Source organism: Variovorax sp. N23, assembly GCF_025486315.1.
In the GTDB taxonomy this organism is placed as follows: domain Bacteria; phylum Pseudomonadota; class Gammaproteobacteria; order Burkholderiales; family Burkholderiaceae_C; genus Variovorax.
Map to the genome: position 1 here is coordinate 383,747 of NZ_JAOOPY010000002.1, position 22,634 is coordinate 406,380.

Here is a 22,634-nt window from a genome sequence, read left to right on the forward strand (position 1 = left end):
TCCGGCTCTTGAAGGGGCACCCATGATAGGCAAATTGACCGGCACGCTGGCCGAACGCAATCCACCGCAGGTGGTCGTCGACTGCAACGGCGTCGGTTACGAGGTCGACGTGCCGATGAGCACGTTCTACAACCTGCCGCACACCGGCGAGCGCGTGTCGCTGCTGACGCACTTCGTGGTGCGCGAAGACGCGCAGATTCTCTACGGTTTCGGCACCCACCAAGAGCGTGCGGCTTTCCGCCAGCTCATCAAGATTTCCGGCATCGGCCCGCGCATGGCGCTGGGCGTGCTGTCGGGGCTGAGCGTCGGCGAACTGGCGCAGATCGTCACGCTGCAGGACGCCGGCCGGCTGGTGAAGATCCCCGGCATCGGCAAGAAGACCGCCGAACGCCTGCTGCTCGAACTCAAGGGCAAGCTGGGCGCCGACATCGCGCTGCCGGCGCACGCCGCCACCGACGCGCAGGCCGACATCCTGCAGGCGCTGATCGCGCTGGGCTACAGCGACAAGGAGGCCTCGGCGGCGCTGAAGGCGTTGCCGAAGGATGCGAGCGTGAGCGACGGCATCAAGCTGGCGCTGCGGGCCCTGGCGAAGTAGGAGCGCTGCAGCGACACGGTGCCGCTAACCGGCGGGCCGCCATCGTCAATTGGCGCGGCGCCCGATCTCGATCAGACGGTTGTCCGGCAGGCCGAAGTAGTCGGATGACCGAGCCGCATTCCGCTGCAGCATGCCGAAGAGCGCCTTGCGCAGCACACCCAGCCCCGGCAGCCGGCCCAGGCCCAGCGATGCGCGCGAGGTGAAGTACGACGTGGACATGGACTCGATGCTCAGCCCGTGCTGGTAGGCCATCAGGCGCAGGTACTCGGGGACGGCCGGGTCTTCCATGAAGCCCTGGTAGGCCGTCACGCGCCAGAAGCCGTGCGCCAACTGCTCGACCTGCAGCCGGTCGGCCGGGTACACGCGGGGAACGGGGCGGGTCCGCACGCACAGGATGATCACCCGCTCGTGCAGCACCTGGTTGTGCTTGAGGTTGTGCAGCAGCGCATGCGGCACGCTGTCCGGGTCGGCCGTCATGAAGACGGCGGTGCCATGCACGCGGTGGGGCATGTCGACCGCCAGCGCGTCGATGAAGGGCGTCAGTGCGATGCGCTCCTCGGCCGCCGCCTGCTCGGTCACGCGCCGGCCCTTGGCCCAGGTCGTGAAGACGAACATCACCATTGCCGCCACCACCAGCGTGAGCCAGCCGCCTTCGGCGATCTTCAGGCTGTTGGCCGTGATGAAGGTCAGGTCCACGAGGGCGAAGAGGCCCACGCCGATGCCCACGGCCACCCTGTTCCAGCGCCACAGGCGCCATGCCACCACACCCGCCAGCAGCGTGGTGGTCAGCATGGTCACCGACACCGCAATGCCATAGGCGGCCGACAGCGCCCCGGAGCTGCGGAAGGCCAACACCAGCAGCAGGACGCCCGCCATCAGCAGCCAGTTCACCGTCGGCAGGTAGACCTGGCCGATGGCGGAATCGGATGTCTGCACGATGCGCATGCGCGGCAGGTAGCCCATGTGCATGGCGTGCGCGGTCATCGAGAAGGCGCCGGAAATCACCGCCTGCGAAGCGATGACGGTCGCGCAGGCCGCCAGCACCACCATCGGCAGCGTGGCCCAGGCCGGGAAGAGGCGGAAGAAGGGGTTGTCGATGGCCGTCGGGTCTGCCAGCACCAGCGCGCCTTGGCCGAAGTAATTGAGCACCAGCGCCGGCAGCGCGATGAAGGTCCAGGCCATGCGGATCGGCGCCGCGCCGAAGTGCCCCATGTCCGCATACAGCGCCTCGCCGCCCGTGAAGGCCAGAAAGACCGCGCCCAGCACGCCCAGCGACTGTGCCCGGTGCGTGAGCAGAAACTGCAACGCCCAGCGGGGGTCGATGGCTTCGAGCACATGCGGGTTCCGGATGATGTGAGCGATGCCCGAGACGGCCAGCACACCGAACCACAGCAACATCACCGGGCCGAACGTCCGGCCGACCGATGCCGTGCCCTTGCGCTGCACCAGGAAAAGCCCGATGAGGACCACCAGTGTGATCGGCACCACGTAGGGCTTGAACACGGGCGTGGCGACCTCCAGTCCCTCCACCGCCGACAGGACCGAGATGGCCGGCGTGATCAGGCTGTCGCCATAGAACATCGCGGCGCCGACGAGCCCGAGCGCGGCGACGGCCTTCCAGGCCCAGGGTCGTGCGCCGCCGTTCTCGAGCGCCTGGCCGGCCAGGCCCTGCAGGGCCAGGATGCCGCCTTCGCCGTCGTGGTCGGCGCGCAGCACGAACACCACGTACTTCAGCGTGACGACCAGCATGAGCCCCCACAGCACCAGCGACAGCAGCCCGAGCACGGCGCTGCGGTCCAGCACGACGCCATGGGCCGGGCTCAGGCATTCCTTGAAGGCATAGAGCGGCGAGGTGCCGATGTCGCCGAAGACCACCCCGAGGGCGGCCACCATCAGCACGGATTTCGCGGACTGACCGTCTTTCATGGAACCCACCAGTAGCGCAGCGCGTGAAAGTAGACGGGCGCCGCGAAGATCACCGAGTCGAGCCGATCGAGCATGCCGCCGTGGCCTTCGATCATGTGGCCCCAGTCCTTCACGCCGCGGTCGCGCTTGATGGCCGACATCACCAGGCCGCCGAAGAAGCCCATCAGGCAGATGGTCAGCGCCATCAGCGCGGCCTGCCAGGGTGTGAAGGGCGTGGCCCAGGAGAGCGCCGCGCCGAGGGCGGTCGCGCTGGCCACGCCGCCGATCAGCCCTTCCCACGTCTTCGACGGTGACAGCTCGGGCGCGACCTTGCGTTGGCCCAGCAGCTTGCCCCACACGTACTGCAGTACGTCGCTGCCCTGCACCACGATCACCAGGAAGGCGATCAGCAGCAGGTTGCGGCCCTCGAAGCCGGGAATCTGCAACGTGAGCAGCGCGGGCACATGGCTGATGCAGAAGACGCAGACCATCAGCCCCCACTGAATCTTCGACGTGCGTTCGAGAAAGCGCTGCGTGTCGCCGCCCACGGCCGCCAGGATGGGCAGCACCAGGAAGGCGTAGACCGGGATGAAGATCGCGTACAGCCCATACCAGTCGATCCAGATCAGGAAGTACTGCACCGGCAGGGCGATGAAGAAGGCCACCGCGATGGCGGCGTGGTCGCCGCGCCGGGTGTAGGCCAGGCTCATGAACTCGCGCAGCGCATAGAAGGAGATCAGGTAGAACAGCACGATCACGCCGCCCTTGCCGAAGGCGAAGGACAGGCCGATGACCGCCACCATCACCCACCACGCGTTGACGCGCGCGTTGAGGTTGTCGATCACCGAATGCGGCTGGCCGTGCGCCACGCGCCATTTCAGCAGCGCGCCGATGGCCGAGGCGAGCACGAGCACGCCGAAGACGCCGCCGAAGAGCATCAGCGTGGTGTGGGTCGAGGCGGAGATGGTCATGCGCGGGCGTCCTCTGCCTTGTCGTATTCGGGGCGCAAGTCGAGCATCGCGGCGCGGGCGCGCGCGATGAAGGCGTTCTTGTCTTCGCCCTCGGCCAGTACCAGCGGCGCGCCGTAGCGCACCGTGCAGGCCAGCGGGATCGGCACCAGCGTGCCCTTGGGCAGCACGCGCTTGAGGTTCTCGATCCATACCGGCACCAGCCGCACCTGCGGGCAGGCGCGCGCCAGGTGGAACAGCCCGCTCTTCAATGGCAGCAGGATGTCGTCGCCGGTGTTGCGCGTGCCTTCGGGAAACATGATGAGCGAGTCGCCGGACTGCAGCGCCTCGGTCATCTGCTCGACCGGGTTGGGCGCGCCCGCGGCAGTGCCGCCGTCGCGACGGATCATCAGCGCGTTGAACACGTCCACGCCGATGAAGCGCCGCATCGACGACGCCTCCCAGTAGTCCTGCCCCGCCACCGGCCGCGTGAGGGCGCGCAGGTCGGCCGGCAGCGTGGCCCACAGCAGCACGAAGTCGCCGTGGCTCGTGTGGTTGGCGAAGTACAGCGTCTGCTCGGCCTTGGGCGTGGTGCCCGACCAGATGGCGCGCACGCCGGTCAGCAGCCGCGCGGCCAGCACGATCGACCAGGCCGAGACGACGGCGGCCGCGTGGCGCAGGCCGCTGCGAGGAAGGGAACTCATGGGAATGACGCTTCTTGTTGGGATGGAGAGGGGAGGGATCAGCGCAAGTCTTGCGTCAGGAGCGCCAGCAGGAACATCGCGCTCTGGCAGGCGACGGCGATGCCGTGGCGCTGCATCAGCTGGCGCGCGCCCTGCACCCGGTCGGCCAGCGCGCGGGGCGCGTCGGGCGAGTGGCGCAGGCCGAGCTTCTGCAGGGCGACGTCGAGCGTGCTGAGCGACGGGATCGCGCCACTGGCCAAGCCGTCGAACAGCCCCACGTCGAGCCGCAGCCGCAGTGCCATGTAGCGCTCGAAGATGCCGATGATCGCGACCGCGCCGAAGCCCATGCAGGACAGCATCGAGAGCGAGCGCCCCGTCAGCGCCAGCACGCCGATCGAGATGAGGCTGAGGCCCAGTCCCCAGGCCGCGATCACGCTGGCCGCCTGCAGCAGGCGGGCCGTGGCGGTACAGAGGGCGCGTTCGTGGTCGGTCATGGGGTGCGAGTGTGCCGTGTCGCGTGGTCGAGGGCGTTCTGCCAGGCGCGGCGCAGCACGATCTGCGGTCGCGCTCGGCGCACCTGCGCTTCCGCGTCACCGAGGCTGGCCGACGTGCCATGCAGCCGCAGCCAGGCGATGGTCGCCGCCGCGCTGCGCGAGAAGCCGAGCGCGCAGCACACCCACACGGTGTGTCCGGCGCGGCGCTGCGCGTCGATGACGTGGGCCGCGCGCTGCAGGCGATGCGGCGGCGGCACGACGAGGTCGAGCATCGGCACGCAGCGTGCGCCGTCGACGGCGGGCAACTGCAGTTCGGCGCACAGGCTCACCAGCCGCGGCTGGCCGGCCGCGGCCCATTCGTCACGCGACGGGATGCGGCCGAGCCGCAGCCCCGGCGCCACCTCGACCGACGCCGGCAGGCGCCGCGTCCAGGCCCAGGCGTTGACCGCCGCGCCGAGGCGGTAGGGTGCGAACAGCCAGCGCGCCGCCCATCGCATGCGGCCGTGGCCGTCCATCTGGAAGCCGCGGGCGCCGAGGGCCGCGTAGTTCAGCGCGACCAGGGCGAGCGATGCGGCGGGCCAACTGAGCCAGAGGCCGAGTCCGCCGATGGCCAGCGCGGCACCGAGCAGGATCAGCGCGCCGACGCCATACAAACCCGCCAGCTTCCAGCGCTGCGGATCGCGCGTGACCCGCCACCCTTGCCGGATCGACGCCACCCGTTCCAGCGGCCACAGCCACACGCAGACCAGCCCCAGCAGCGCACCGGTCGGGATGTCGATGAAGTGGTGCTGCCAGGTGGTGAGCACCGACGCGCAGATGGCGAAGGCCCACCCGTGCAGCACCCCCCGCGCCCACCGCGGGCGGATGAAGCGGCGGTACCAGTCCCACAGGATCACGGCCAGCGCGATGTGCAGCGACGGCGCCTGGTTGAAGGGCTGGTCGAAGCCGCGCAGCGCGTCGAACAGAAAGGCCGGCGCGCCGCTGACCGCCGGCTGGCCGAAGCCAAAGCGCAGCGGCCACGCCACGAAGCAGCTCACCGCGATGACGGTGGCGCTGACCAGACGCAGCGCATGCCGGTCCATCGTGTGCCTGTCGCGCGCGAAGAACAGCGACAGCGCGTAGAAGACGTTGATGGTCCAGTACGGGAAGATGGTCCAGGGCCAGAAGGGAATGCCGCGCTCCCAGCCGAAGGCCAGCGTCGGCACCACGGCACGCGAGGCGGCCCACCCGTTCGCGAAGCCATAGGTCGCGTAGAACAGCGGCCCGAGCAAGACGAGCCAGGCGATGGCGCGCCGCCACGGTCGTTCTGCGAACCAGCGCCTCATCTCACTGAACGGTTCGTATCGCCAGCGACACGGTGAAGATGCCCCATTCGTCCACGCGCTGGGCGATCTTGCGGAAGCCGGCTTCTTCCACCAGCTGATCCATTTCGGCCTGCGTGCGGCGGCGCATCACCCAGGCCTCGCCCTGGCGGTGGCTGGTCAGCGCGCGCGCGATCATCTCCAGCTGCGGGTGCCACGGCTGGCCGGTGTAGACCAGGTAGCCGCGGTCTTCCACCGCATCGCCGACGCCGGCCAGCGAGCGGCGCACCATCTCGTTGTCGGGGAAGAGTTCGTACAGGCCCGAGACCACGGCCAGCGTCGGCCGCGGCGTCACGGTCGCGAGGCTGATGCGGTCGAAGGCGTCGGCCTGCACGAACTTGGCAACGTCCTGCAGTTCCTTCTCGGCGATCAGCCTGGTGCCGTCGCGCACATTGATGTCGCTGTAGTCGCGCAGCAGGATCGAGCTGGCCTTCACCGGACTGGCCTGCACCGCGTCGAGCACATAGCGGCCATGGCCGGCGGCGATGTCCATCACGCGCACCTCGCGCTGCTGCTCGGCCAGCCGCTCCATCGCTTCGCGGATCAGTTCCTCGACATGGACCTTGCGCTGGCGGATGCCGCGCCAGCCGATGGACTCAAGGTAGGTCTTGTCGATCGAGCGGCCCAGCGCGCCCTTGCCCTCCGGCGCGTTGCGGTAGACGTAGTCGAGCGTGCTGCCCGAGTCGAAGCCGGTGTCGTGCCCCAGCTTGACGCCGCGGGACAAGAGCCCGCCGAAGCGCAGGCTGGCGCGCGTCATCGCCCAGTAGGCGCCGCGTGGCGACCAGGGCGACAGGGGCGCGGCGAGCGCGCGCGATTCGTCGGCCGTCGCGCCGTGCAGGTGCGCCTCGCGCAGGTCGACCGGTGGCGTCGGCGCGTCGAAGCGCTGCAGGATGAACTCGCGGATCGACGCCACCACCGGTGCGCGGTCGCGCTCGCCCAGCGTGTCGTGGAAGAAGCCGGGCAGCACCGTCTTGGTCTTGATCGCGCTGCCGAGCCGCTCGAAGAAGGTGTGCTGGGGCTTGTGGTGCACCACCCAGTCGGCGCCGGAAATCAACAGCTGCACCGGCAGCGTGATCGCGTTGGCATCGGCCACCACGCGGTCGGCCGCCGTGTACAGGTCGAGCAGGATGTTCACCGCGATCGGCCGCGAGATGAGCGGGTCGCGCTCGTAGCTGGCGATGCGTTCCGGGTCGTGCGTGAGGAACTTCGCCTTGACGTAGCTGTTGACGAAGAACAGCCCGCGCAGCTTGTGCATCAGCCCGAGGCCGGCGCGCGCGAAGGGCACGTAGAGCTTGACCTGGAACGCCGGCGACGCGAGCGTCAGGCCGCGCACCTTGGGCGCGTAGTCGTGCGCCCAGGTCGAGATCAGCACCGCGCCGACGCTCTGCGCGATGACGTACTGGTCCCTCTCCCGCACGCCGTGCGCGCTGCCGATGTGGTCGACGAAGGTCTGCACGTCGCGCACCGAGGTCGCGAAACTGGGGCTGTGGCCGCGCGCACCGGGCGACTGGCCGTGGCCGCGGGCGTCCCAGGCGAAGAAGTCGAAATCGGGCAGGTCGAGCTCGTCGACCAGATGCGCCATGCGCGCGCCGTGCTCGTGGCCGCGGTGGAACAGCAGGATGGCACCGCGACGGAGGGCGCCGGTGGCCGGCCAGTGGCGGTAGAACAGCGAGACGCCGTCGTGCGTGGTGAAGTGGTGCTCGTGCGGAACGCGAGGCTGGGTCATGAGGTTCGATTCAGAGAGTGGGGTGCGCGCCGGCTTCGGCCAGCGCGCGCCGGATGCGGTTGACGATGGTCCAGGCGACGAGCGCGGCGAGCAGCGGCATCAGCCAGCCTGCCCAGACCGGCAGCGGCCAGCCCAGCGCGACATAGAGCCCGAGCGCGCCGAAGACGAAGGCGCGGTCGCTCTTGCCCAGCGGGCCGTCGTAGCGGCGCGAGGCGCCGACCGTGGGGCCCAGTGCGCCCGTGAATTCGCTGAGGCCGGCCAGCACGATCACCGTGCCGACCCAGAAGGGGTGGAAGGGCGCGACGAGCGCGAAGGGCAGGTACAGCGCTGCGTCGGAGAGCACGTCGGTCAGCTCGTTGAGGAAGGCGCCCAGGGCGCTCTGCTGGCCGTGTTCGCGCGCCAGCATGCCGTCGATCGCGTTGAAGGCCATGCGCAGGAACATCCAGAGCGGGATCAGGGCGAAGTAACCGGCATGCGGCGCGGCGAAGAAGAGCCACAGCCCGAGCGCCACCGAGATCACGCAGGCCGCCAGCGTCACCTGGTTGGCGGTCACGCCTGCGGCGTGCAGTCGCACCACGAGCGGCCGGAGCAGCGCCTGGAAGCGTGGCTTCAGTTCATAGATGCTCACTTGGACGGCTCCTCCTTGGGAGGGGCATTCTGCCCCAGGGTGTTGTGGTCGCCGGCCGCGGGCGACCCCGGTGCGGCCATTCGGCCGACTAAACTGTTCCTTCAGCCTAGCCTCCCATGACCATCCAGACCGACGACTTCGCCCCCGCCCCGCCCCGCGTGGTCTCCGCCGCGCCTGCTTCGCCCAAGGAAGAGGCGATCGAGCGGGCCTTGCGGCCCAAGCTGCTCGACGACTACGTCGGCCAGGTCAAGGTGCGCGAGCAGCTGGAGATATTCATCGGCGCGGCCCGCAAGCGCGGCGAGGCGCTCGACCACGTGCTGCTGTTCGGCCCGCCCGGCCTGGGCAAGACCACGCTCAGCCACATCATCGCCGCCGAACTCGGCGTGAACCTGCGCCAGACCTCCGGCCCGGTGCTGGAGAAGCCGAAGGACCTGGCCGCGCTCCTGACCAACCTCGAGCCGAACGACGTGCTCTTCATCGACGAGATCCACCGGCTGAGCCCGGTCGTCGAGGAAATCCTCTACCCCGCGCTGGAGGATTACCAGATCGACATCATGATCGGCGAAGGCCCCGCGGCCCGCAGCATCAAGCTCGACCTGCAGCCCTTCACCCTGGTCGGCGCCACCACCCGCGCCGGTATGCTGACCAACCCGCTGCGCGACCGCTTCGGCATCGTCTCGCGGCTGGAGTTCTACACGGCCGAAGAGCTGGGCCGCATCGTCACCCGCAGCGCCGGCCTGCTCAACGCGCCGATGGACCCGGCCGGCGGCTTCGAGATCGCCCGCCGCTCGCGCGGCACGCCGCGCATCGCCAACCGCCTGCTGCGCCGCGTGCGCGACTACGCCGACGTCAAGGGCGACGGCCGCATCACCGAAGACATCGCCCACAAGGCGCTCGCCATGCTCGACGTCGACCCGCAAGGCTTCGACCTGATGGACCGCAAGCTGCTCGAGGCCGTCATCCACCGCTTCGACGGCGGCCCGGTCGGCCTGGACAACATCGCCGCCAGCATCGGCGAGGAGTCGGGCACCATCGAGGACGTGATCGAGCCCTATCTCATCCAGCAGGGCTACCTGCAGCGCACGCCGCGGGGGCGCATCGCCACCCTGGCTGCGTACCGACACCTGGGCGTGGCGCCGCCGACGCGGGACGGCGACATGTTCGGCACCTGAAAGCACCGCCATGCATACCCATGACCTGAGTCGCTGGAAACACCACCACCGCTTCGACACCGAAAGCCACGGCGCCGAGCGCAGCACGCGCCTGGTGATGTGGATCACCGCCGCCACGATGGTGCTGGAGATCGGCGCCGGCTGGTGGTTCAACTCGATGGCACTGCTGGCCGACGGCTGGCACATGAGCTCGCATGCCTTTGCCATCGGCCTGAGCGCCTTCGCCTATGCGGCGGTGCGGCGCTACGCGGCCGACCCGCGCTTCGCCTTCGGCACCTGGAAGATCGAGGTGCTGGCCGGCTTCGCCAGCGCGCTCTTCCTGCTGGGCATCGCCGCGCTGATGGTGGTCGGTTCGCTGGAGCGGCTCTGGTCACCCGAGCCCATCCACTACCGCGAAGCAGTCGTGGTGGCCATCATCGGGCTGCTGGTCAACCTGGTCTGCGCGCGGCTGCTGGGCGGCGCGCACCACGGGCACGACCACGGCCATGACCATGCACACGCACACGGTCATTCGCATGGTCACGCCCACGCGCATGGCGAAGACCTGAACCTCCGATCCGCCTACCTCCACGTCATTGCCGACGCCGCCACCTCGGTGCTCGCCATCGCGGCGCTGGTCGGCGGCTGGCTGATGGGCTGGCGTTGGCTCGACCCGCTGATGGGCATCGTCGGTGCCGTGCTGGTGGCGGTGTGGGCCAAGGGCCTGCTGCTGCAGACCGGCCGCGTGCTGCTCGACCGCGAGATGGACCACCCGGTGGTCGACGAGATCCGCGAAGGCGTCGAGCAAGGCCTGGCCGACTCGCACACCCGCGTGGCCGACCTGCATGTCTGGCGAGTCGGCCGCAACGCCTATTCGTGCGCCCTGACGGTCGTGACGCACTCGCCGACCCTCGATGCCGACGCCGTGCGGGCGACCTTCTCGATGCACGAGGAAATCGTGCACTCCACGGTCGAAATCCAGCGTTGCGCGGGCGACGAGCGGCCCCGCGCCGCCTGAGCGAAGGACCGTTGCCGGTGGTGATCCGGCGTCGCTTCTGGCACTATCCGGCTCATTGCCGCCCTCATCGAACGGAACCGTCATGAAAGCGCTTCAGAGCCCCCTCGCCAAGAAAGTCCTGGCCGACAACCAGGCGCGCACGCAGCTGCGCCAGGTCGTGTCGCTGGCGAGCCGCCGCGGCGTCGAGACCGACGTGCGCGAGGCCACCATCCTGCTGCGCGAAGGCGCCACGGTGCGCCGCCTGACCGCCGTGGTCGTCCCCAAGGCGGCCTGACGCCGCCCGCTGACCGCGATGAACGTCGCGCTGCCGGCGCTGGTCATCTTCCTGCTCGTTCTCCCCGGTTTCGTCTTTCGCAGCCGCTTCAAGCGCGCCGAGCGCACCGCCCTCGACTACGCGCCCTTCGGCCGGGTCGTCGCCGAAGCCGTGCTCTGGGCCTGCCTGCTGCACGGCCTCTGGCTCTTCGGGGCGTGGCTCTTCCTCGGTGAACTCATCCGCTTCGACCTGCTGCTGGGCCTGCTCTCGTCGAGCCCGCTGACGCAGACCGCGGCCGTGGCCAGCGTCGGCGCGCTGGCCGGGCCGGTGGTGCGCTACTTCGGCACCCTGCTGGCCGCGAGCGTCGTGGCGCCCACGCTGCTGCGTTCGCTGATCACCTGGCGCCGGCTCGACCGGCTCGGCCACTGGCTGGCACCCGTCGCACGCTTCCACGACGCGCCCTGGTACTACCTGCTGACGGGCGCCGATTTCGAGCGCGCCGAGCTGCCCGACCTGATCAAGGTGGCCGCCGTCGTCGACGTCGCCGGCCAGCCCGTGCTGTATCAGGGCTTTCTCGAAGATTTCTATTTCACGCCCGACGGCGCGCTCGACCGCCTGGTGCTGCAGGGCGTCGGCCGCCGCCCGCTCAGCGGCGACAAGGCGCTCGACGCCGCGCCGGGTGACCCGGCCGGCGAAGAGCGCTTCTACCCGGTCGAGGGCGACTACTTCGTACTGCGCTATGCCGAGGCGATCACGCTGAACATCCAGTACCTGCGGCTGGAAGAAGAGCCCGAACCGCCGCCGGCTGCCTGAGCAGCCACCTAGGCGCAGGTGGCGTGCGCGCCACGTCACCGAAGCGTCACGCCGTCGCCACGGCGCCGACACGCGCGTCGACGACGCTGCGTTCCCATGCAACGCGACGACGCCTTTCTTCGCGCATGGCGCGACACCACGGCCCTGTCACACGACACGGCCGATGACGATGCGACGCGTCCGCCGCTGCGCTACCGCACGCTGTGGATCTCGGACCTGCACCTGGGCACGCCCGGCTGCCAGGCCGCCGCGCTGCTCGACTTCCTCAAGCACACCGAGTGCGAGACGCTCTTCCTGGTCGGCGACATCATCGACGGCTGGCAGCTGCGGCGGCAGTGGTACTGGCCGCAGACGCACAACGACGTGATCCAGAAGCTGCTGCGCAAGGCGCGCAAGGGCACGCGCGTGATCTTCGTGCCGGGCAACCACGACGAGTTCGCCCGCAAGTACGTCAACCACGACTTCGGCGGCATCGAGGTGGTGGAGGACTGGGTGCACGAGACGGCCGACGGCCGCAAGCTGTGGGTGATGCACGGCGACCTGTTCGACGGCGTCATCCAGTGCGCCAAGTGGCTGGCCCACGTGGGCGACTCGCTCTACGAATTCACGCTGCGGCTCAACCGCCACCTCAACTCGCTGCGCGCCCGCATGGGCCTGCCCTACTGGTCGCTGTCGCAGTACCTCAAGCTCAAGGTGAAGCGCGCCGTCAGCTACGTCGGCGACTTCGAGACCGCCGTGGCGCGCGAGGCGCGCAAGCGCGGCGTGCAGGGCGTGGTGTGCGGCCACATCCACCACGCCGAGATGCGCGACATCGACGGCATCCTGTACTGCAACGACGGCGACTGGGTCGAGAGCCTCACGGCGCTGGGCGAGCGTGCCGACGGCACGCTCGAGATCGTCCGCTGGGCCGAGCACATGCCCGTGATCGCGCGCGTGCGACGCGGCGACCGCAAGCGCGCGGTGCCCGCATGAGCGGCCAACGCACGGTCGACCTCGTCTACTTCGACGCCGGCGGCGGCCACCGCGCATCGGCCATCGCGCTCAAGGCGGCCATCGCGCGCGCCGGCCTGCCGTGGACGGTGCGCCTCGTCAACCTGCGCGAAGTGCTCGACCCCGCGCAGCGCTTTCGCCGCATGACGGGCATGGAGCCCGAGGACTACTACAACAAGCGCATCGCCCGCGGCTGGACGGTCGGCCTCGCGCAGGAGCTGAAGCTGCTGCAGGCCATGATCCGCTGGTGGCACGGGCCCACCGTGCGCCTGCTGCAGCAGCACTGGCTGGCCACCGAGCCCGACCTCGTCGTCTCGATGATCCCCAACTTCAACCGCGGCCTGCGCGAGTCGCTGGCCAGCGCGCTGCCCGGCGTGCCCTTCGTCACCGTGCTGACCGACCTGGCCGACCACCCGCCGCGCTTCTGGATCGAGAAGGGCATCGACCAGCACGTCGTTTGCGGCTCGGCCCACGCGGTGCAGCAGGCGCGCGACGCCGGCCTGCCCGCGACGCACATCCACGCCAGCTCCGGCATGCTGCTGCGCGACGACTTCTACGCGCCGCCCCCGGCCGACCGCGCCGCCGAACGCCGCCGCCTGGGCCTGGACCCCGACCGCCCGACCGGCATCGTGCTGTTCGGCGGGCAGGGCTCCAAGGCCATGCTCGGCATCGCCAAGCGCCTGCCCGACACACAGCTCATCCTGGCCTGCGGCCACAACACGGCCCTGGCCGACGCGCTGCGTGCCTTGCCCGCACGCGCACCGCGGCTGGTGCTGGGCTTCACGCCCGACGTCGCGCGCACCATGCACCTGGCCGACTTCTTCATCGGCAAGCCCGGCCCCGGCAGCCTGAGCGAAGCGGTGCAGATGCACCTGCCCGTGATCGTCGTGCGCAACCGCTGGACCCTGCCGCAGGAACGCTACAACGCGCAGTGGGTGCAGGAGAACGGCGTGGGCGTGGTGCTGACTAGCTTCGCGAAGGTCGATCGCGCGGTGGCGGAGCTGGTGCGGGACTTGCCGCGCTACCGGGCGGCGACGGAGCGGATGCACAACCGGGCGGTGTTCGAGTTGCCGGGGGTCTTGGCGCAAGTTTTGAATCAGTCGGAAGCACCGACCGTTGCGCTTGATGTTCTACCGATCGAACCACACTCGAAAGTCTTCTAGGCCTTGATGCTTGAGAGTTCTCGCTTCCGTGCCTTCATATGGATCAAGGCCGCGAAGTGGGCCGCTTCCGGGACAAAACCTGGGGCGATCGGATTTCACTAAAAGGCTTGGTCATCGGCAGCTCCTTTGAGCTGTGCGGCCTTGTAACTCACCTCTATCTTGCCGACGATGAAGGCGCGGATCAGGCCTGTGTCCTGCGCAATAGACTGGAAACGTTGGAGCACTTGCTGTTGCTCATGGAAATCGATAAAGCAGAAAAAGAGCGCTTCCATCGCGCGTCGATCAAGGAGGGTTGGGCGACCAATCACATCCGGGAGAAGCAAGTTGTGCACGTATGCGTTGCGGTGCTGGTAGATCTTCCGCGCGGCATCAAGGGATCGTATGAACGCTTCCCCGTACCAGATCGGCAGAAGGTCGGCCTCCGCGAGCTCTGTAAACAGCCTCAACCTTGCCGCGTGGCCCATCCGAGAAACATGCTGCGCAAGATGGTGGGCGCTTCCTGAGACATAGATCAGGCTCTCCGATACCAACACCTCAAGAAACGCGTTCAGAGGTGCGAGCGCTTCGGCGTGGAACCCAAGCGCCACGAGATCGGCCACGCGCCTGAGCGCGGTTCTGAGCAAGAAAGTTGAAGAGTGAGCGTCTGCGTCGTAGCGGCTAAGCGAATCAGCAAACCACTCGGCTGGAACAGGGGTGTGTTGCTGATTTGCTAGGCTGGCAAAGCCAAGGAAGTGGTCGGTGCCGTTAGCTTCACGGCCGAAAAAAGCGGTCGGCTCGCGCCAGTAGCCTTCCAACGTTGACGAAACCGGTACCCTGCCATATTCAAGCCGAAAGGCATCAATGACTCGATTTGAAAACTCGACGACGAAGTGCGACGTGTAGAGGGGTGCACATTGGATCAGCCACCGGATGTCCGGCCCTTCGCGTGTCGACCGCCGACTTTCGCAGAGGTTCTGCGCTGCGTGGCTGGCGACCAGCTCTGCGGTATCCGCTGGCAGGTGGACGCGCTCGGTGAAGTAGAGACTACGCAAGCGTTCGGTAGGTATCTCAATCTCTAGAACGCCAAACTTATGTGGCGCATGAGTGAATCGAGGCTCTAAGGTGACGTTATGAGCTTTGAGCAGTTCGTTGATGCGGTCAATCGGCTCGTCGGGCAGATTTCGCAGCGTGAATCGGTAGAGTTGCTTTTGACTTTCAGGCTTGGCTTGGTAAGCCAACTCCCCCCTACATTCAGAGTTGAGGCCCGGCCACGGCTGCGCCAAGACCAACGACGCAACAAGCTTCTCAAATCGGGGGGCGGCTCCGCTTTTGGGCGGCTCTACAACCTTGCAACTGCCGTCTGCAATCTGGTCGCGGATGAGCCTCAGCAGATGGCTGGGCTGATAGTCTGGAACGAACCCGAAGCGGGTCGCATAGCCCGATGGTTGGCCGCTCCGATCCAGTCTCCGGTGTACCGTGCCGAGTGCGGGCTCTACTACCTTGCACGCGCCACTATGAATGGCATGGCGGATACGCTGAAAGTCAGAGTTCCTGCGATCTAGGGGAACCGAGGATCCGTCCATTTGATAACCCGACAGCCTCCCGTTCCAATAGGTTCGTTCGACAATCACTGGCACCTTAAGAGTTTCGGTTCCAGGCTTTTATACACGGACGCAGAGTTGTCGCCAGGGCCATCCGGAAGCCTAGTTTTCAAGCGCTTGGTGGCGCATGGAGAGCCAAACAACTAAGAAGGCATTTCGCCCCAAGATCGGGACCTATGCGCCACGATCGTGGCCTCTTACGCGGGTGATGGCTGAAGTTCGCGCAGAAAAGCAAAGCGCCCTGCAAGTCATGAACTTGCAGGGCGTTTCTATCTGGTGGCTCTTCACGGAAGAAAAGCCAAAATCCGGAAAGTCCTTGAATATCAAGTACTTGCGAACCCGCGACGGTCAGAAGTGGTACGGGATTCGTGACACCAACCGTATCACGTTCGCCGCCAGTTTCAAAGTGAAGATGGTCTTCAATCGCTCGTTGATCAGCGGCCGTGGCGGACGTGAAAACGCTCAGGCTACTCGCGAGTGGGCGCGCTCGGTGCGTTGGCCTTAACCCAGGAGATTCCGTTGTCGCGTGCGCTCGCTGACGAATATGCTTCGCTGGTCCCGATGATCTCGCCGTTGGATCCCTTAAGCACGAAGTACGGCGATCCTCCTGTAGTCGTGCGGCGGTCATAGCGAGCGTCGTATGGTGAGTTTGCCTTCACTGATGCGATGCCTGCTTGAGCATTCTGCTTCGTCGTATAGCGCTCACTGGTGAGCACTACTTCTCCATTTCCTCCCTTGAGGTTGAACATGTACTGAATGCCGGACGGCTTGAGATGGAAGTAAGCTGACATCTGTAGTCTCGTAGTTATAGGGAAGTCCAGAGTACGTCAGTTGCGTTCCAGGTGCATCCCCTGAAAGGGTGATCGCTACTACGGAGCCAGACCCGCAGGCCACCGCTCTTCAAAGGTCGGCATCTTGAGCCCCATCCTCTTGAGCGCCGCGTCGATCACCTTGCCGCGCTTTTGAACTGACCGCAGCACGTACTCTTGAACATGCTCGTCAATCTGCTCCGCGATCACCCCCCAGCAAAGCCCGACCAGCAGCCATTCCAGTTGTAGCTGCGGGCTGCCATCTTTTTCAGTGGCGAGGTTCGCCAGCGCGATGGCCAGCAGGATCGAATCGTCCAGAGTGAATGCCTCCGGCAGCTTGTCCGCCTCGTCTTCTGCGAACGTCACTGCATACCGGTTGTTGATATGAGTGAGCCAGACCGGGTGCACATCGCGCTGCGGTCCAGTGAGGATGGGGATATCGTCCAACTTGACCCGATACGCCGGCGCAATCAGCGAGTCCATCACCTCCTGCACCAAGCCCGCGAAATCATCCTCCCATCGCTCTTTGGTGGGATTGAGCATCTCCTGAACGAACTCTTGGCAGGCCGTCATGTCGCCGTCCAGCACACGCCACACAGGTAGCTCGCCTGGCCCAAGGTCGTAGACGGCCGCAGAGCCCGGCAGCAAGGTCTCGAACACCGTCAGCGTGATTTCGGTAGGCGTCGTCTCACCAAGGTCGTAGTGCCTCCGCCCCAGCCGCTGAACTGCTTCAACCTGTTCTTCTGACAGATTGTGCTGAGTCAGGCTGTTCAGCCATTTCTGCAAGGCCGTATTGAGTCCCGGCAGTCGCTCCTCAGTGCCGAAGGTGTCGCGCCTCGCTGCGATGTCGGCATACCTCCCCACCTCTCTACCAACCGCGCGCTCCAGAACATGGCGGTACCAAGTCTGCACCCGCAGTGCCTGTAGTTCTTTGGACTTGACGGCGGGAGTAGAGCGCCGCCGACTTGCGTTGTGGCGGCCTGCCGGATGTTCGTTCTCAATATTCATAGCGAATTTTTTGTTTGTCAAGGCCCAACTCTTTGACGCCATGGAAAAAGCTGCGCCCGAATTAATTTTCTACCAAAAATAAAATTCAGGCATGCAAAACGCAAACGGAATAAGCCGATTGCGCGGAGCATAAATCTTCAATTAACCATGGAGGAATCAATGAAAAAAACAAACCGTAATCCCAAGAAAGTTAACCGTTCCCAAGAGGCGTTTCGCTTCCCAGGTCACGCCTGGTCGACCCAGAAGGTACATGCGAACAACCCGCTGGACTCGAATCCAGTCACGGGCTACGACTACCAGAGCTTCGAAGACATCTATTTCTTCAGCACGCTCCGGCCCGAAGACATCGATCGTATCGTGACTGGACTTGAAGAGGGAGGCGCACCGCTCATCCCAGAGACCGCCCTGCATTTCACCGACTGCTATGCACCGCTGGTTGTTGCCTTCCTGATGGAAGGCGATCTGCTTTGCAGCGGTGGCCCCAACGGGCTTCACATCGCAGCAGTCGCCTGCATGCATGTCCGCATGGACAACCCATTGACCGCCTACGAAATCTGCCGGTTCCTGGTGGAGGAAGGCATGGATTGGCCTGGGTTCGTTGCGGTTAGCAGGCTGTGCACCGACGACGAGGTGAACGACATGTTGTGCAGCGACATCGTTCCGATCTGGCAAGAAGCCAATGCCACGTATATGGCCGCCCGCCTTGGCGACCAACTCACCGATAAAAAAACCGGCAGTTCAGCCAAAAAAATCTAAGGAGACACAACATGAAAAAGACAAACAGGAAATCAAACGCCGCACAAGCTCAGACTCGTGTGAACCCCGCGCTCACCAGCATCGTCGCATCGGTCAGCCAATTCTGCCGCCGCGAGCGGGTCAGTGCCATCGCCCTGATGGGACAGGGTTTCAGTCCTGCCCTTCTTCCACTTTTCGCTGCCCTTCGGCAATTCGAGAGGGGCGAGGTTGAGCTTGCCCTCTCGCTCCTTTGCGATTGGGAGGTGGACAACAACTCGGTCTGCGACGAACCGATCTTCATTCCCCTGGTGCTGGAGCACAACGGCGGTCACGCCCTTCATGTGATCACCAACATCACCGACATGGCAGAGGAGGGCTGAATCATGACCAAAAAATTTACCCCTTCCCTCGTGACTTCAGCCGGCCCTGCCGTTTCCAAGAGCCACAGTACGTCGGCTTCCACGCCGGACCTGCAATATGCCAATCTGTGCAAGGACGATCCCAACACGGCCTGCTTGAGCCGCAAGCTCTATCGCTGGAACCGCGACCACTGGCAGGTCCAAACCGCCGAGCAGTGCGAACAGGATGCCTTCGACTGGCTCGCCAACTTTGACCCTGCCCGTGCGACGGTTTCAATGGCTCGCGCTTGTGCCGATGCCGCGAAGCTGAAGTCGGGCAGGTTGCCCGAGCCGGAGAAGGACCGCACCATCATTCCGGTTATTGGAAGCTGGCTCGTCGTGGAGGGTGACGGGTCCATCCATGCGATTGAGCCGGATCGTTCCATCGGCATTTGCCATCGCATTCAGTCCAGCAAGCCCATTCCTCTCGGCCCATATGTGCCACAACCGCTGGATCCGGAATCACTGTTCGCCAAGTTCCTGAACAAGTCGTTGCCTGATCCACAGGTTCAAGCCTTGGTGCAGGAATACATCGGCTACACCCTCACGCCGACGGCTTCCAGGCAGCAGGCCCAAATCTGGATCGGCAACACCGGTTCCAACGGCAAGTCGACTTTGCTGAACATCGTCCGTGCTCTGCATGAGAAGGCTGCGGCGATGAGGCTGGACGGACTCAAGGGGTTCGAACTGGAGCCGATGCTCGGTGCTTCGCTCGCCTTCTGCGACGAGGCTCCACAGGGTCATATCAATCAGCAGATTCTGAAGACCTTGATCGCCGGTGGCGAGTTGCCGATTCGCGGGCTGTACGAAAAGGGCGGCAGCTATGCCCCGCAGGCCAAGTGGATTCTGTGTACCAACCACTTGCCCAAGTTCCGCGATACCTCCACGGCATGGTGGCGCCGCTTCCATGTGATCGAGTGGAACCAACGGGTGACAGGCAGCGACATCATTCACGACCTGGACCGCCGCATCGTGAAGACCGAACTGGACCTCGTGCTGGACTGGGCATTGGCAGGACTGCAACGGTTGATCCGCCAAAAGAACTTCGCTGTTCCGCAGCAGGTGGAAGCTGCCAAGCAGAAGTCCATGCAGGAAACGGACTCAGTGAAGGAATGGGTGGAGAACTGCGGAGTCGCGCTTTCCACATTGCCGAGCCAGATGATTAGCAAGGCCGAACTGTCTGCTCGCTATCGCGACCACTGCGACCAACAAGGCTTGATGCCTTTCGGTCACGGTGAGTTCTGCAAGCGGCTGAATGCCATCTTTCCTACGGTCAAGGAAGACCGCCCGGTGCTCACCGTTGACGGCAAGAAAGAGCGGGTTCGCCGTCTCGGATTGATGCTGGGCCACTTTGATGTGAGCGGCACGACGACGACTGATCCGCATGCTGAACGGGATGCCATGCTCATGGCGAACATCCCAACGGCAGACGAGGATTTCGACCCGTTCAAGAACAGGTAAGGCATGTCCAAGCTGTCCAGGCCGGCCAGCCATTTCGATGACTTGGCCGGCCAGACAGTGACGACGACTTGCTCCTCCCGCTCCGCAGCTTCCATGCGACGAAACACAGAAATCGCTTGGCCAGCCTGGACAGGGTGGACACAACATAACTTTCAAGGAAACCAAAATGACACTGAACGAATTTACCCAGGCATTCAATGCTGCCTTCACGCTGCGCCAGACCAACGGTGGTTATGGCTTCACCAATGACGACGACAGCTTCGCCTTTTCGATCACCATCCGCGAAGAGGAACTGAGCTTCGGCGAGGCGATGGGCTACGGCCGCGAAAAGGAACGCCCTGTCATCGACCCTGTCGATGCCATCTTTGAAGCCTGCTACTGCGATGGTGACTCGCTGGAGGAAATCTCCATCTACGGCGGCAACTTCACCGGTGCGACCGATGCGGAACAGCTTCGCAACCTGCTGGACATCGCATTCGCACGAGATGAAGAACAGGCGGAGGACTGGTCATGAGCGCGATCATCTGGGCCGAGACCGATTGGCATTGCTGGCGGATGGCGGTGATGGGTTATCCGGCGAGCGAAGCCGATGACTACGAGCCGAGGCCGGCTCACGACTACCAGCCGAACTTTCGGACCCACACCATGCACAGTGCGCTGACAGATGCCGGTGTGGCGGACCTGACGGCAGCGATCAACCGGGGCGAGAAACTCACGCGGTGGCGGCTTCAGCACTTCAGCGATGACCACGCGACAGAGCTTGAAAATCTGCTCAGTGCCGGGGCATTGGCCGAGCCTGATCCGTCATCCGTGGGCCTTGCGATGCTTGCTCATCGGCACTGGATGGAGATGGGCAACCCTCGGGTAGCGAAGGTGCTGGTGATGTACATGCTGCAGTTGCAAATGACGGCCGACGACATCGTCGATGAACTCATGAACGAGAACAGCATGTCGGGCGAGGATCGTGATGACCGCTTCGCCGCCTTCGTCGTCAACTGCCAGACAGAATTGCGACATGAGGGCTTGTCGAACCGACTCCCACCGAAGGCCGGCGCGGAGAAGAAGGTCAAAATCTAACGGAGTGCTTCAATATCGCCGTGTCCAACAAACCGAAAATTTTCTTGAGGCGCTACAGCGCCGGGGTCAAATCGTTGAGTTCTTCAATGCGAAGCATCCGAAGATCCCGAACGGACGCTTTGAACCAAGGAAGCGTTGCGCTGAGAGCCTGGGCAGCGAGCACACATTGAACAGCAGTTATCGTCTCATTCCCAAAGTAGACGCTGCCTTGCTGCCATGCGAAGCCTTTTGAGACAAGGATCTTTTTGATCTCACCATACGCGTTGGTGTACGAGGGGCCGGGGTAGGCGCCCTGTAATACCTGAGTGTCTAGGTCAAACGCGATTGCATACATACGACCTGATTCCTTCGGGAGTTGCGGCGGCAGCGTGGCCTGCTGTAGGAGCTTTTGAACGGAACTGTCAAAGTAACCCATTTCACGCCCTTCGTTAATAGCGGAGCATTCTACGCAAAATGTGCCAACCAGGTTGCTGGCAGCGTCGTTGCACCGGCAGCTAGTGCCTACGGAACACGCGAGCAAAGAACTTCAGTATAAGTGATTGCTCACTTATTTTTAGGTTTTTTGGTTTTTAGCTTTTGAGCCCTCGCTTCGCTCGCTCCGGCATGTTGCACATGCCAAGTCAAGACAGGTGACGTTGGGGGTGGGCGGGCTTGCTGTTCCCTTTTACCGTAGCACGTCGTTCTCGCTGTCAAGGTCTGCGGCTGCTGCGCACCCTTGCGTCCTGCCGGCCGTCTTCGAACCCTGACAACTGCGCTGCGGCGTGCTGCTTCCGGTCTCGGGCAATTTCGCCTGATTCACGGAGCCGACCATGGCACACGACCTCTTCTCTTCGCTTGATTCATTCACCACTTCCCATGCAGGTGCTTCGGCGCTGATGGTGCGCGATGTCGCAGGCAGCTACCGTCCGGCAGGCGACGATGAAATCCTGAACGCTGCTCAATGCTTGCTGGCGAGCCGGGTGCGCGGCACCGATACGCTGTCGTCGCCGCAGATGGTCAAGGACTTCCTGAAACTTCGCCTGGCAGGGCTGGAGCACGAGGTGTTCGCTGTCCTGCACTTGGACTCGCAGCATCGGGTCGTGGAGTACGTGGAGATGTTCCGGGGCACGGTCAGCCAAACGTCGGTCTATCCACGTGAAGTGGTCAAGGATGCGTTGAAGGTCAACAGCTCGGCGGTCATCTTCGTGCACAACCATCCTTCGGGCAATGCAGAGCCGTCGCGGGCGGACGAGATGCTGACTCAAACACTGAAATCGGCGCTGTCGCTGGTGGATGTCCGGGTGATCGACCACATCATCGTGGCGGGGTGCGCAACGCTGTCCATGGCGGAGCGGGGGATGCTGTGATGGCGGAGCCTTCGGGCTCTTACTCGGCCGCGCAGAGCACCAATGGCAACCCCATGGGCAAGTAGTCGGTGAGCTTGACACCCAGTAGCGTCCGTCGACATCGCCAATCGGCCTACTCAAGCGAAATGCCGGAATTTCGCCTCTCGATCTTGCCTCTGACGCCACCGTAAAAACCTCTGTCCATGGCCCCGTTGGATCACGACTCCATGTGGGAGAATTGGCCAGACTTGGCAACCTATCGAATGCTGCATGCGCCCCTAATGACTGCCACTGAATGTGAAATCCTGACGCTGGAAGAGGTCGCCGTGTACCTCAAAGCCGGGAAGCGGACGATCTACCGCCTCGCCCAAAAGGGCGAGATTCCGGCCTTCAAGCTTGGAGGCACCTGGCGGTTTCGCCGCTCTGAGCTGGACGGTTGGATCGCTGAGAGCATCAACAACAAGAAGCCGGAGGCATAGTGGTCCGGCGCCAGGTCTGCAACCAAATCACATCT

At 64.9% G+C, this 22,634-nt stretch carries 26 protein-coding genes; 15 read left to right on the forward strand and 11 right to left on the reverse strand.

Features of this window, described 5'->3' with window-relative positions:
• The first annotated feature begins 22 nt into the window (after positions 1-22).
• Positions 23-595 carry a Holliday junction branch migration protein RuvA gene (gene ruvA, locus N8A90_RS04745; RefSeq protein WP_262073493.1) on the forward strand — a complete coding sequence of 191 codons (573 nt, stop codon included), beginning with the start codon at positions 23-25 and terminating at the stop codon, positions 593-595.
• Positions 596-640: 45 nt separating this feature from the next.
• Here ruvA and N8A90_RS04750 read toward each other — a convergent pair whose 3' ends face one another.
• From N8A90_RS04750 to N8A90_RS04780, 7 genes are read right to left on the reverse strand one after another with little or no spacing between them, the layout of a single operon-like run.
• Entirely contained in the window at positions 641-2,521 is a 1,881-nt protein-coding gene (locus tag N8A90_RS04750; RefSeq protein WP_262073494.1) for a potassium transporter Kup, read from the reverse strand.
• Positions 2,518-3,471, reverse strand: coding sequence for a phosphatidate cytidylyltransferase (locus N8A90_RS04755; protein WP_262073495.1), 954 nt, complete (start codon positions 3,469-3,471; stop codon positions 2,518-2,520). Before N8A90_RS04755 ends, N8A90_RS04750 begins: the two co-directional genes overlap by 4 nt.
• Positions 3,468-4,151: a lysophospholipid acyltransferase family protein gene (locus N8A90_RS04760; protein WP_262073496.1), complete on the reverse strand. Its 684-nt coding sequence runs from the start codon at positions 4,149-4,151 to the stop codon at positions 3,468-3,470. Before N8A90_RS04760 ends, N8A90_RS04755 begins: the two co-directional genes overlap by 4 nt.
• A gap of 38 nt (positions 4,152-4,189) precedes the next feature.
• A complete protein-coding gene (locus N8A90_RS04765; protein ID WP_262073497.1) occupies positions 4,190-4,624 on the reverse strand; it encodes a hypothetical protein in 435 nt (144 codons plus the stop codon).
• Positions 4,621-5,949 (reverse strand): phosphatase PAP2/dual specificity phosphatase family protein, encoded by a 1,329-nt coding sequence (locus N8A90_RS04770; RefSeq protein WP_262073498.1) that lies wholly within the window; start codon positions 5,947-5,949, stop codon positions 4,621-4,623. The genes N8A90_RS04765 and N8A90_RS04770 overlap by 4 nt, the downstream gene beginning before the upstream one ends.
• Position 5,950: 1 nt before the next feature.
• On the reverse strand, positions 5,951-7,711 hold the full coding sequence (locus N8A90_RS04775) for a bifunctional alpha/beta hydrolase/class I SAM-dependent methyltransferase (protein WP_262073499.1): 1,761 nt from the start codon (positions 7,709-7,711) through the stop codon (positions 5,951-5,953).
• Between the two features lie 10 nt (positions 7,712-7,721).
• Positions 7,722-8,339 (reverse strand): CDP-alcohol phosphatidyltransferase family protein, encoded by a 618-nt coding sequence (locus N8A90_RS04780; protein ID WP_262073500.1) that lies wholly within the window; start codon positions 8,337-8,339, stop codon positions 7,722-7,724.
• A gap of 116 nt (positions 8,340-8,455) precedes the next feature.
• On the opposite strand from N8A90_RS04780, the gene ruvB reads away from it, so the two are divergent.
• From ruvB to N8A90_RS04810, 6 genes are all read left to right on the forward strand, one after another.
• Positions 8,456-9,511: a Holliday junction branch migration DNA helicase RuvB gene (gene ruvB / locus N8A90_RS04785; protein ID WP_262073501.1), complete on the forward strand. Its 1,056-nt coding sequence runs from the start codon at positions 8,456-8,458 to the stop codon at positions 9,509-9,511.
• 10 nt (positions 9,512-9,521) lie between these two features.
• On the forward strand, positions 9,522-10,508 hold the full coding sequence (dmeF, locus tag N8A90_RS04790; RefSeq protein ID WP_262073502.1) for a CDF family Co(II)/Ni(II) efflux transporter DmeF: 987 nt from the start codon (positions 9,522-9,524) through the stop codon (positions 10,506-10,508).
• A gap of 82 nt (positions 10,509-10,590) precedes the next feature.
• Positions 10,591-10,782, forward strand: a complete 192-nt coding sequence (locus N8A90_RS04795; RefSeq protein WP_262073503.1) for a hypothetical protein — start codon at positions 10,591-10,593, stop codon at positions 10,780-10,782.
• A gap of 18 nt (positions 10,783-10,800) precedes the next feature.
• Positions 10,801-11,574: a hypothetical protein gene (locus N8A90_RS04800; protein ID WP_262073504.1), complete on the forward strand. Its 774-nt coding sequence runs from the start codon at positions 10,801-10,803 to the stop codon at positions 11,572-11,574.
• Positions 11,575-11,670: 96 nt separating this feature from the next.
• Positions 11,671-12,546 (forward strand): UDP-2,3-diacylglucosamine diphosphatase, encoded by an 876-nt coding sequence (locus N8A90_RS04805; protein WP_262073505.1) that lies wholly within the window; start codon positions 11,671-11,673, stop codon positions 12,544-12,546.
• Positions 12,543-13,727 carry a glycosyltransferase gene (locus tag N8A90_RS04810; RefSeq protein ID WP_262073506.1) on the forward strand — a complete coding sequence of 395 codons (1,185 nt, stop codon included), beginning with the start codon at positions 12,543-12,545 and terminating at the stop codon, positions 13,725-13,727. The genes N8A90_RS04805 and N8A90_RS04810 overlap by 4 nt, the downstream gene beginning before the upstream one ends.
• Positions 13,728-13,825: 98 nt before the next feature.
• On the opposite strand, the gene N8A90_RS04815 is transcribed toward N8A90_RS04810, so the two are convergent.
• Positions 13,826-14,944 carry a hypothetical protein gene (locus N8A90_RS04815; RefSeq protein ID WP_262073507.1) on the reverse strand — a complete coding sequence of 373 codons (1,119 nt, stop codon included), beginning with the start codon at positions 14,942-14,944 and terminating at the stop codon, positions 13,826-13,828.
• Between the two features lie 571 nt (positions 14,945-15,515).
• Here N8A90_RS04815 and N8A90_RS04820 point away from each other — a divergent pair.
• The gene (locus N8A90_RS04820) at positions 15,516-15,812 is read left to right on the forward strand and encodes a hypothetical protein (RefSeq protein ID WP_262073508.1); all 297 of its coding nucleotides are present in this window, start codon (positions 15,516-15,518) and stop codon (positions 15,810-15,812) included.
• On the opposite strand, the gene N8A90_RS04825 is transcribed toward N8A90_RS04820, so the two are convergent.
• Both N8A90_RS04825 and N8A90_RS04830 read right to left on the reverse strand, forming a co-directional pair.
• The gene (locus N8A90_RS04825; RefSeq protein WP_262073509.1) at positions 15,775-16,098 is read right to left on the reverse strand and encodes a YegP family protein; all 324 of its coding nucleotides are present in this window, start codon (positions 16,096-16,098) and stop codon (positions 15,775-15,777) included. The genes N8A90_RS04820 and N8A90_RS04825 overlap by 38 nt on opposite strands.
• Positions 16,099-16,176: 78 nt before the next feature.
• Positions 16,177-17,145 (reverse strand): hypothetical protein, encoded by a 969-nt coding sequence (locus N8A90_RS04830; protein WP_262073510.1) that lies wholly within the window; start codon positions 17,143-17,145, stop codon positions 16,177-16,179.
• A gap of 138 nt (positions 17,146-17,283) precedes the next feature.
• Between N8A90_RS04830 and N8A90_RS04835 the strand changes: the two genes are divergently transcribed.
• From N8A90_RS04835 to N8A90_RS04855, 5 genes are all read left to right on the forward strand, one after another.
• On the forward strand, positions 17,284-17,880 hold the full coding sequence (locus N8A90_RS04835; protein ID WP_262073511.1) for a hypothetical protein: 597 nt from the start codon (positions 17,284-17,286) through the stop codon (positions 17,878-17,880).
• Between the two features lie 11 nt (positions 17,881-17,891).
• The gene (locus tag N8A90_RS04840) at positions 17,892-18,239 is read left to right on the forward strand and encodes a hypothetical protein (protein WP_262073512.1); all 348 of its coding nucleotides are present in this window, start codon (positions 17,892-17,894) and stop codon (positions 18,237-18,239) included.
• Positions 18,240-18,242: 3 nt separating this feature from the next.
• Positions 18,243-19,718 carry a phage/plasmid primase, P4 family gene (locus N8A90_RS04845; protein WP_262073513.1) on the forward strand — a complete coding sequence of 492 codons (1,476 nt, stop codon included), beginning with the start codon at positions 18,243-18,245 and terminating at the stop codon, positions 19,716-19,718.
• A 166-nt stretch (positions 19,719-19,884) separates the two neighbouring features.
• Positions 19,885-20,232, forward strand: coding sequence for a hypothetical protein (locus tag N8A90_RS04850; protein ID WP_262073514.1), 348 nt, complete (start codon positions 19,885-19,887; stop codon positions 20,230-20,232).
• The gene (locus tag N8A90_RS04855) at positions 20,229-20,795 is read left to right on the forward strand and encodes a hypothetical protein (RefSeq protein WP_262073515.1); all 567 of its coding nucleotides are present in this window, start codon (positions 20,229-20,231) and stop codon (positions 20,793-20,795) included. The genes N8A90_RS04850 and N8A90_RS04855 overlap by 4 nt, the downstream gene beginning before the upstream one ends.
• 52 nt (positions 20,796-20,847) lie before the next feature.
• Here the strand turns inward: N8A90_RS04855 and N8A90_RS04860 are convergent, their stop codons facing one another.
• The gene (locus tag N8A90_RS04860) at positions 20,848-21,210 is read right to left on the reverse strand and encodes a virulence factor (RefSeq protein WP_262073516.1); all 363 of its coding nucleotides are present in this window, start codon (positions 21,208-21,210) and stop codon (positions 20,848-20,850) included.
• A 394-nt stretch (positions 21,211-21,604) separates the two neighbouring features.
• On the opposite strand from N8A90_RS04860, the gene radC reads away from it, so the two are divergent.
• Both radC and N8A90_RS04870 read left to right on the forward strand, forming a co-directional pair.
• Positions 21,605-22,141, forward strand: a complete 537-nt coding sequence (gene radC, locus N8A90_RS04865) for a RadC family protein (RefSeq protein ID WP_262073517.1) — start codon at positions 21,605-21,607, stop codon at positions 22,139-22,141.
• 260 nt (positions 22,142-22,401) lie between these two features.
• Positions 22,402-22,599, forward strand: coding sequence for a helix-turn-helix domain-containing protein (locus tag N8A90_RS04870; protein ID WP_262073602.1), 198 nt, complete (start codon positions 22,402-22,404; stop codon positions 22,597-22,599).
• Positions 22,600-22,634: the final 35 nt, after the last annotated feature.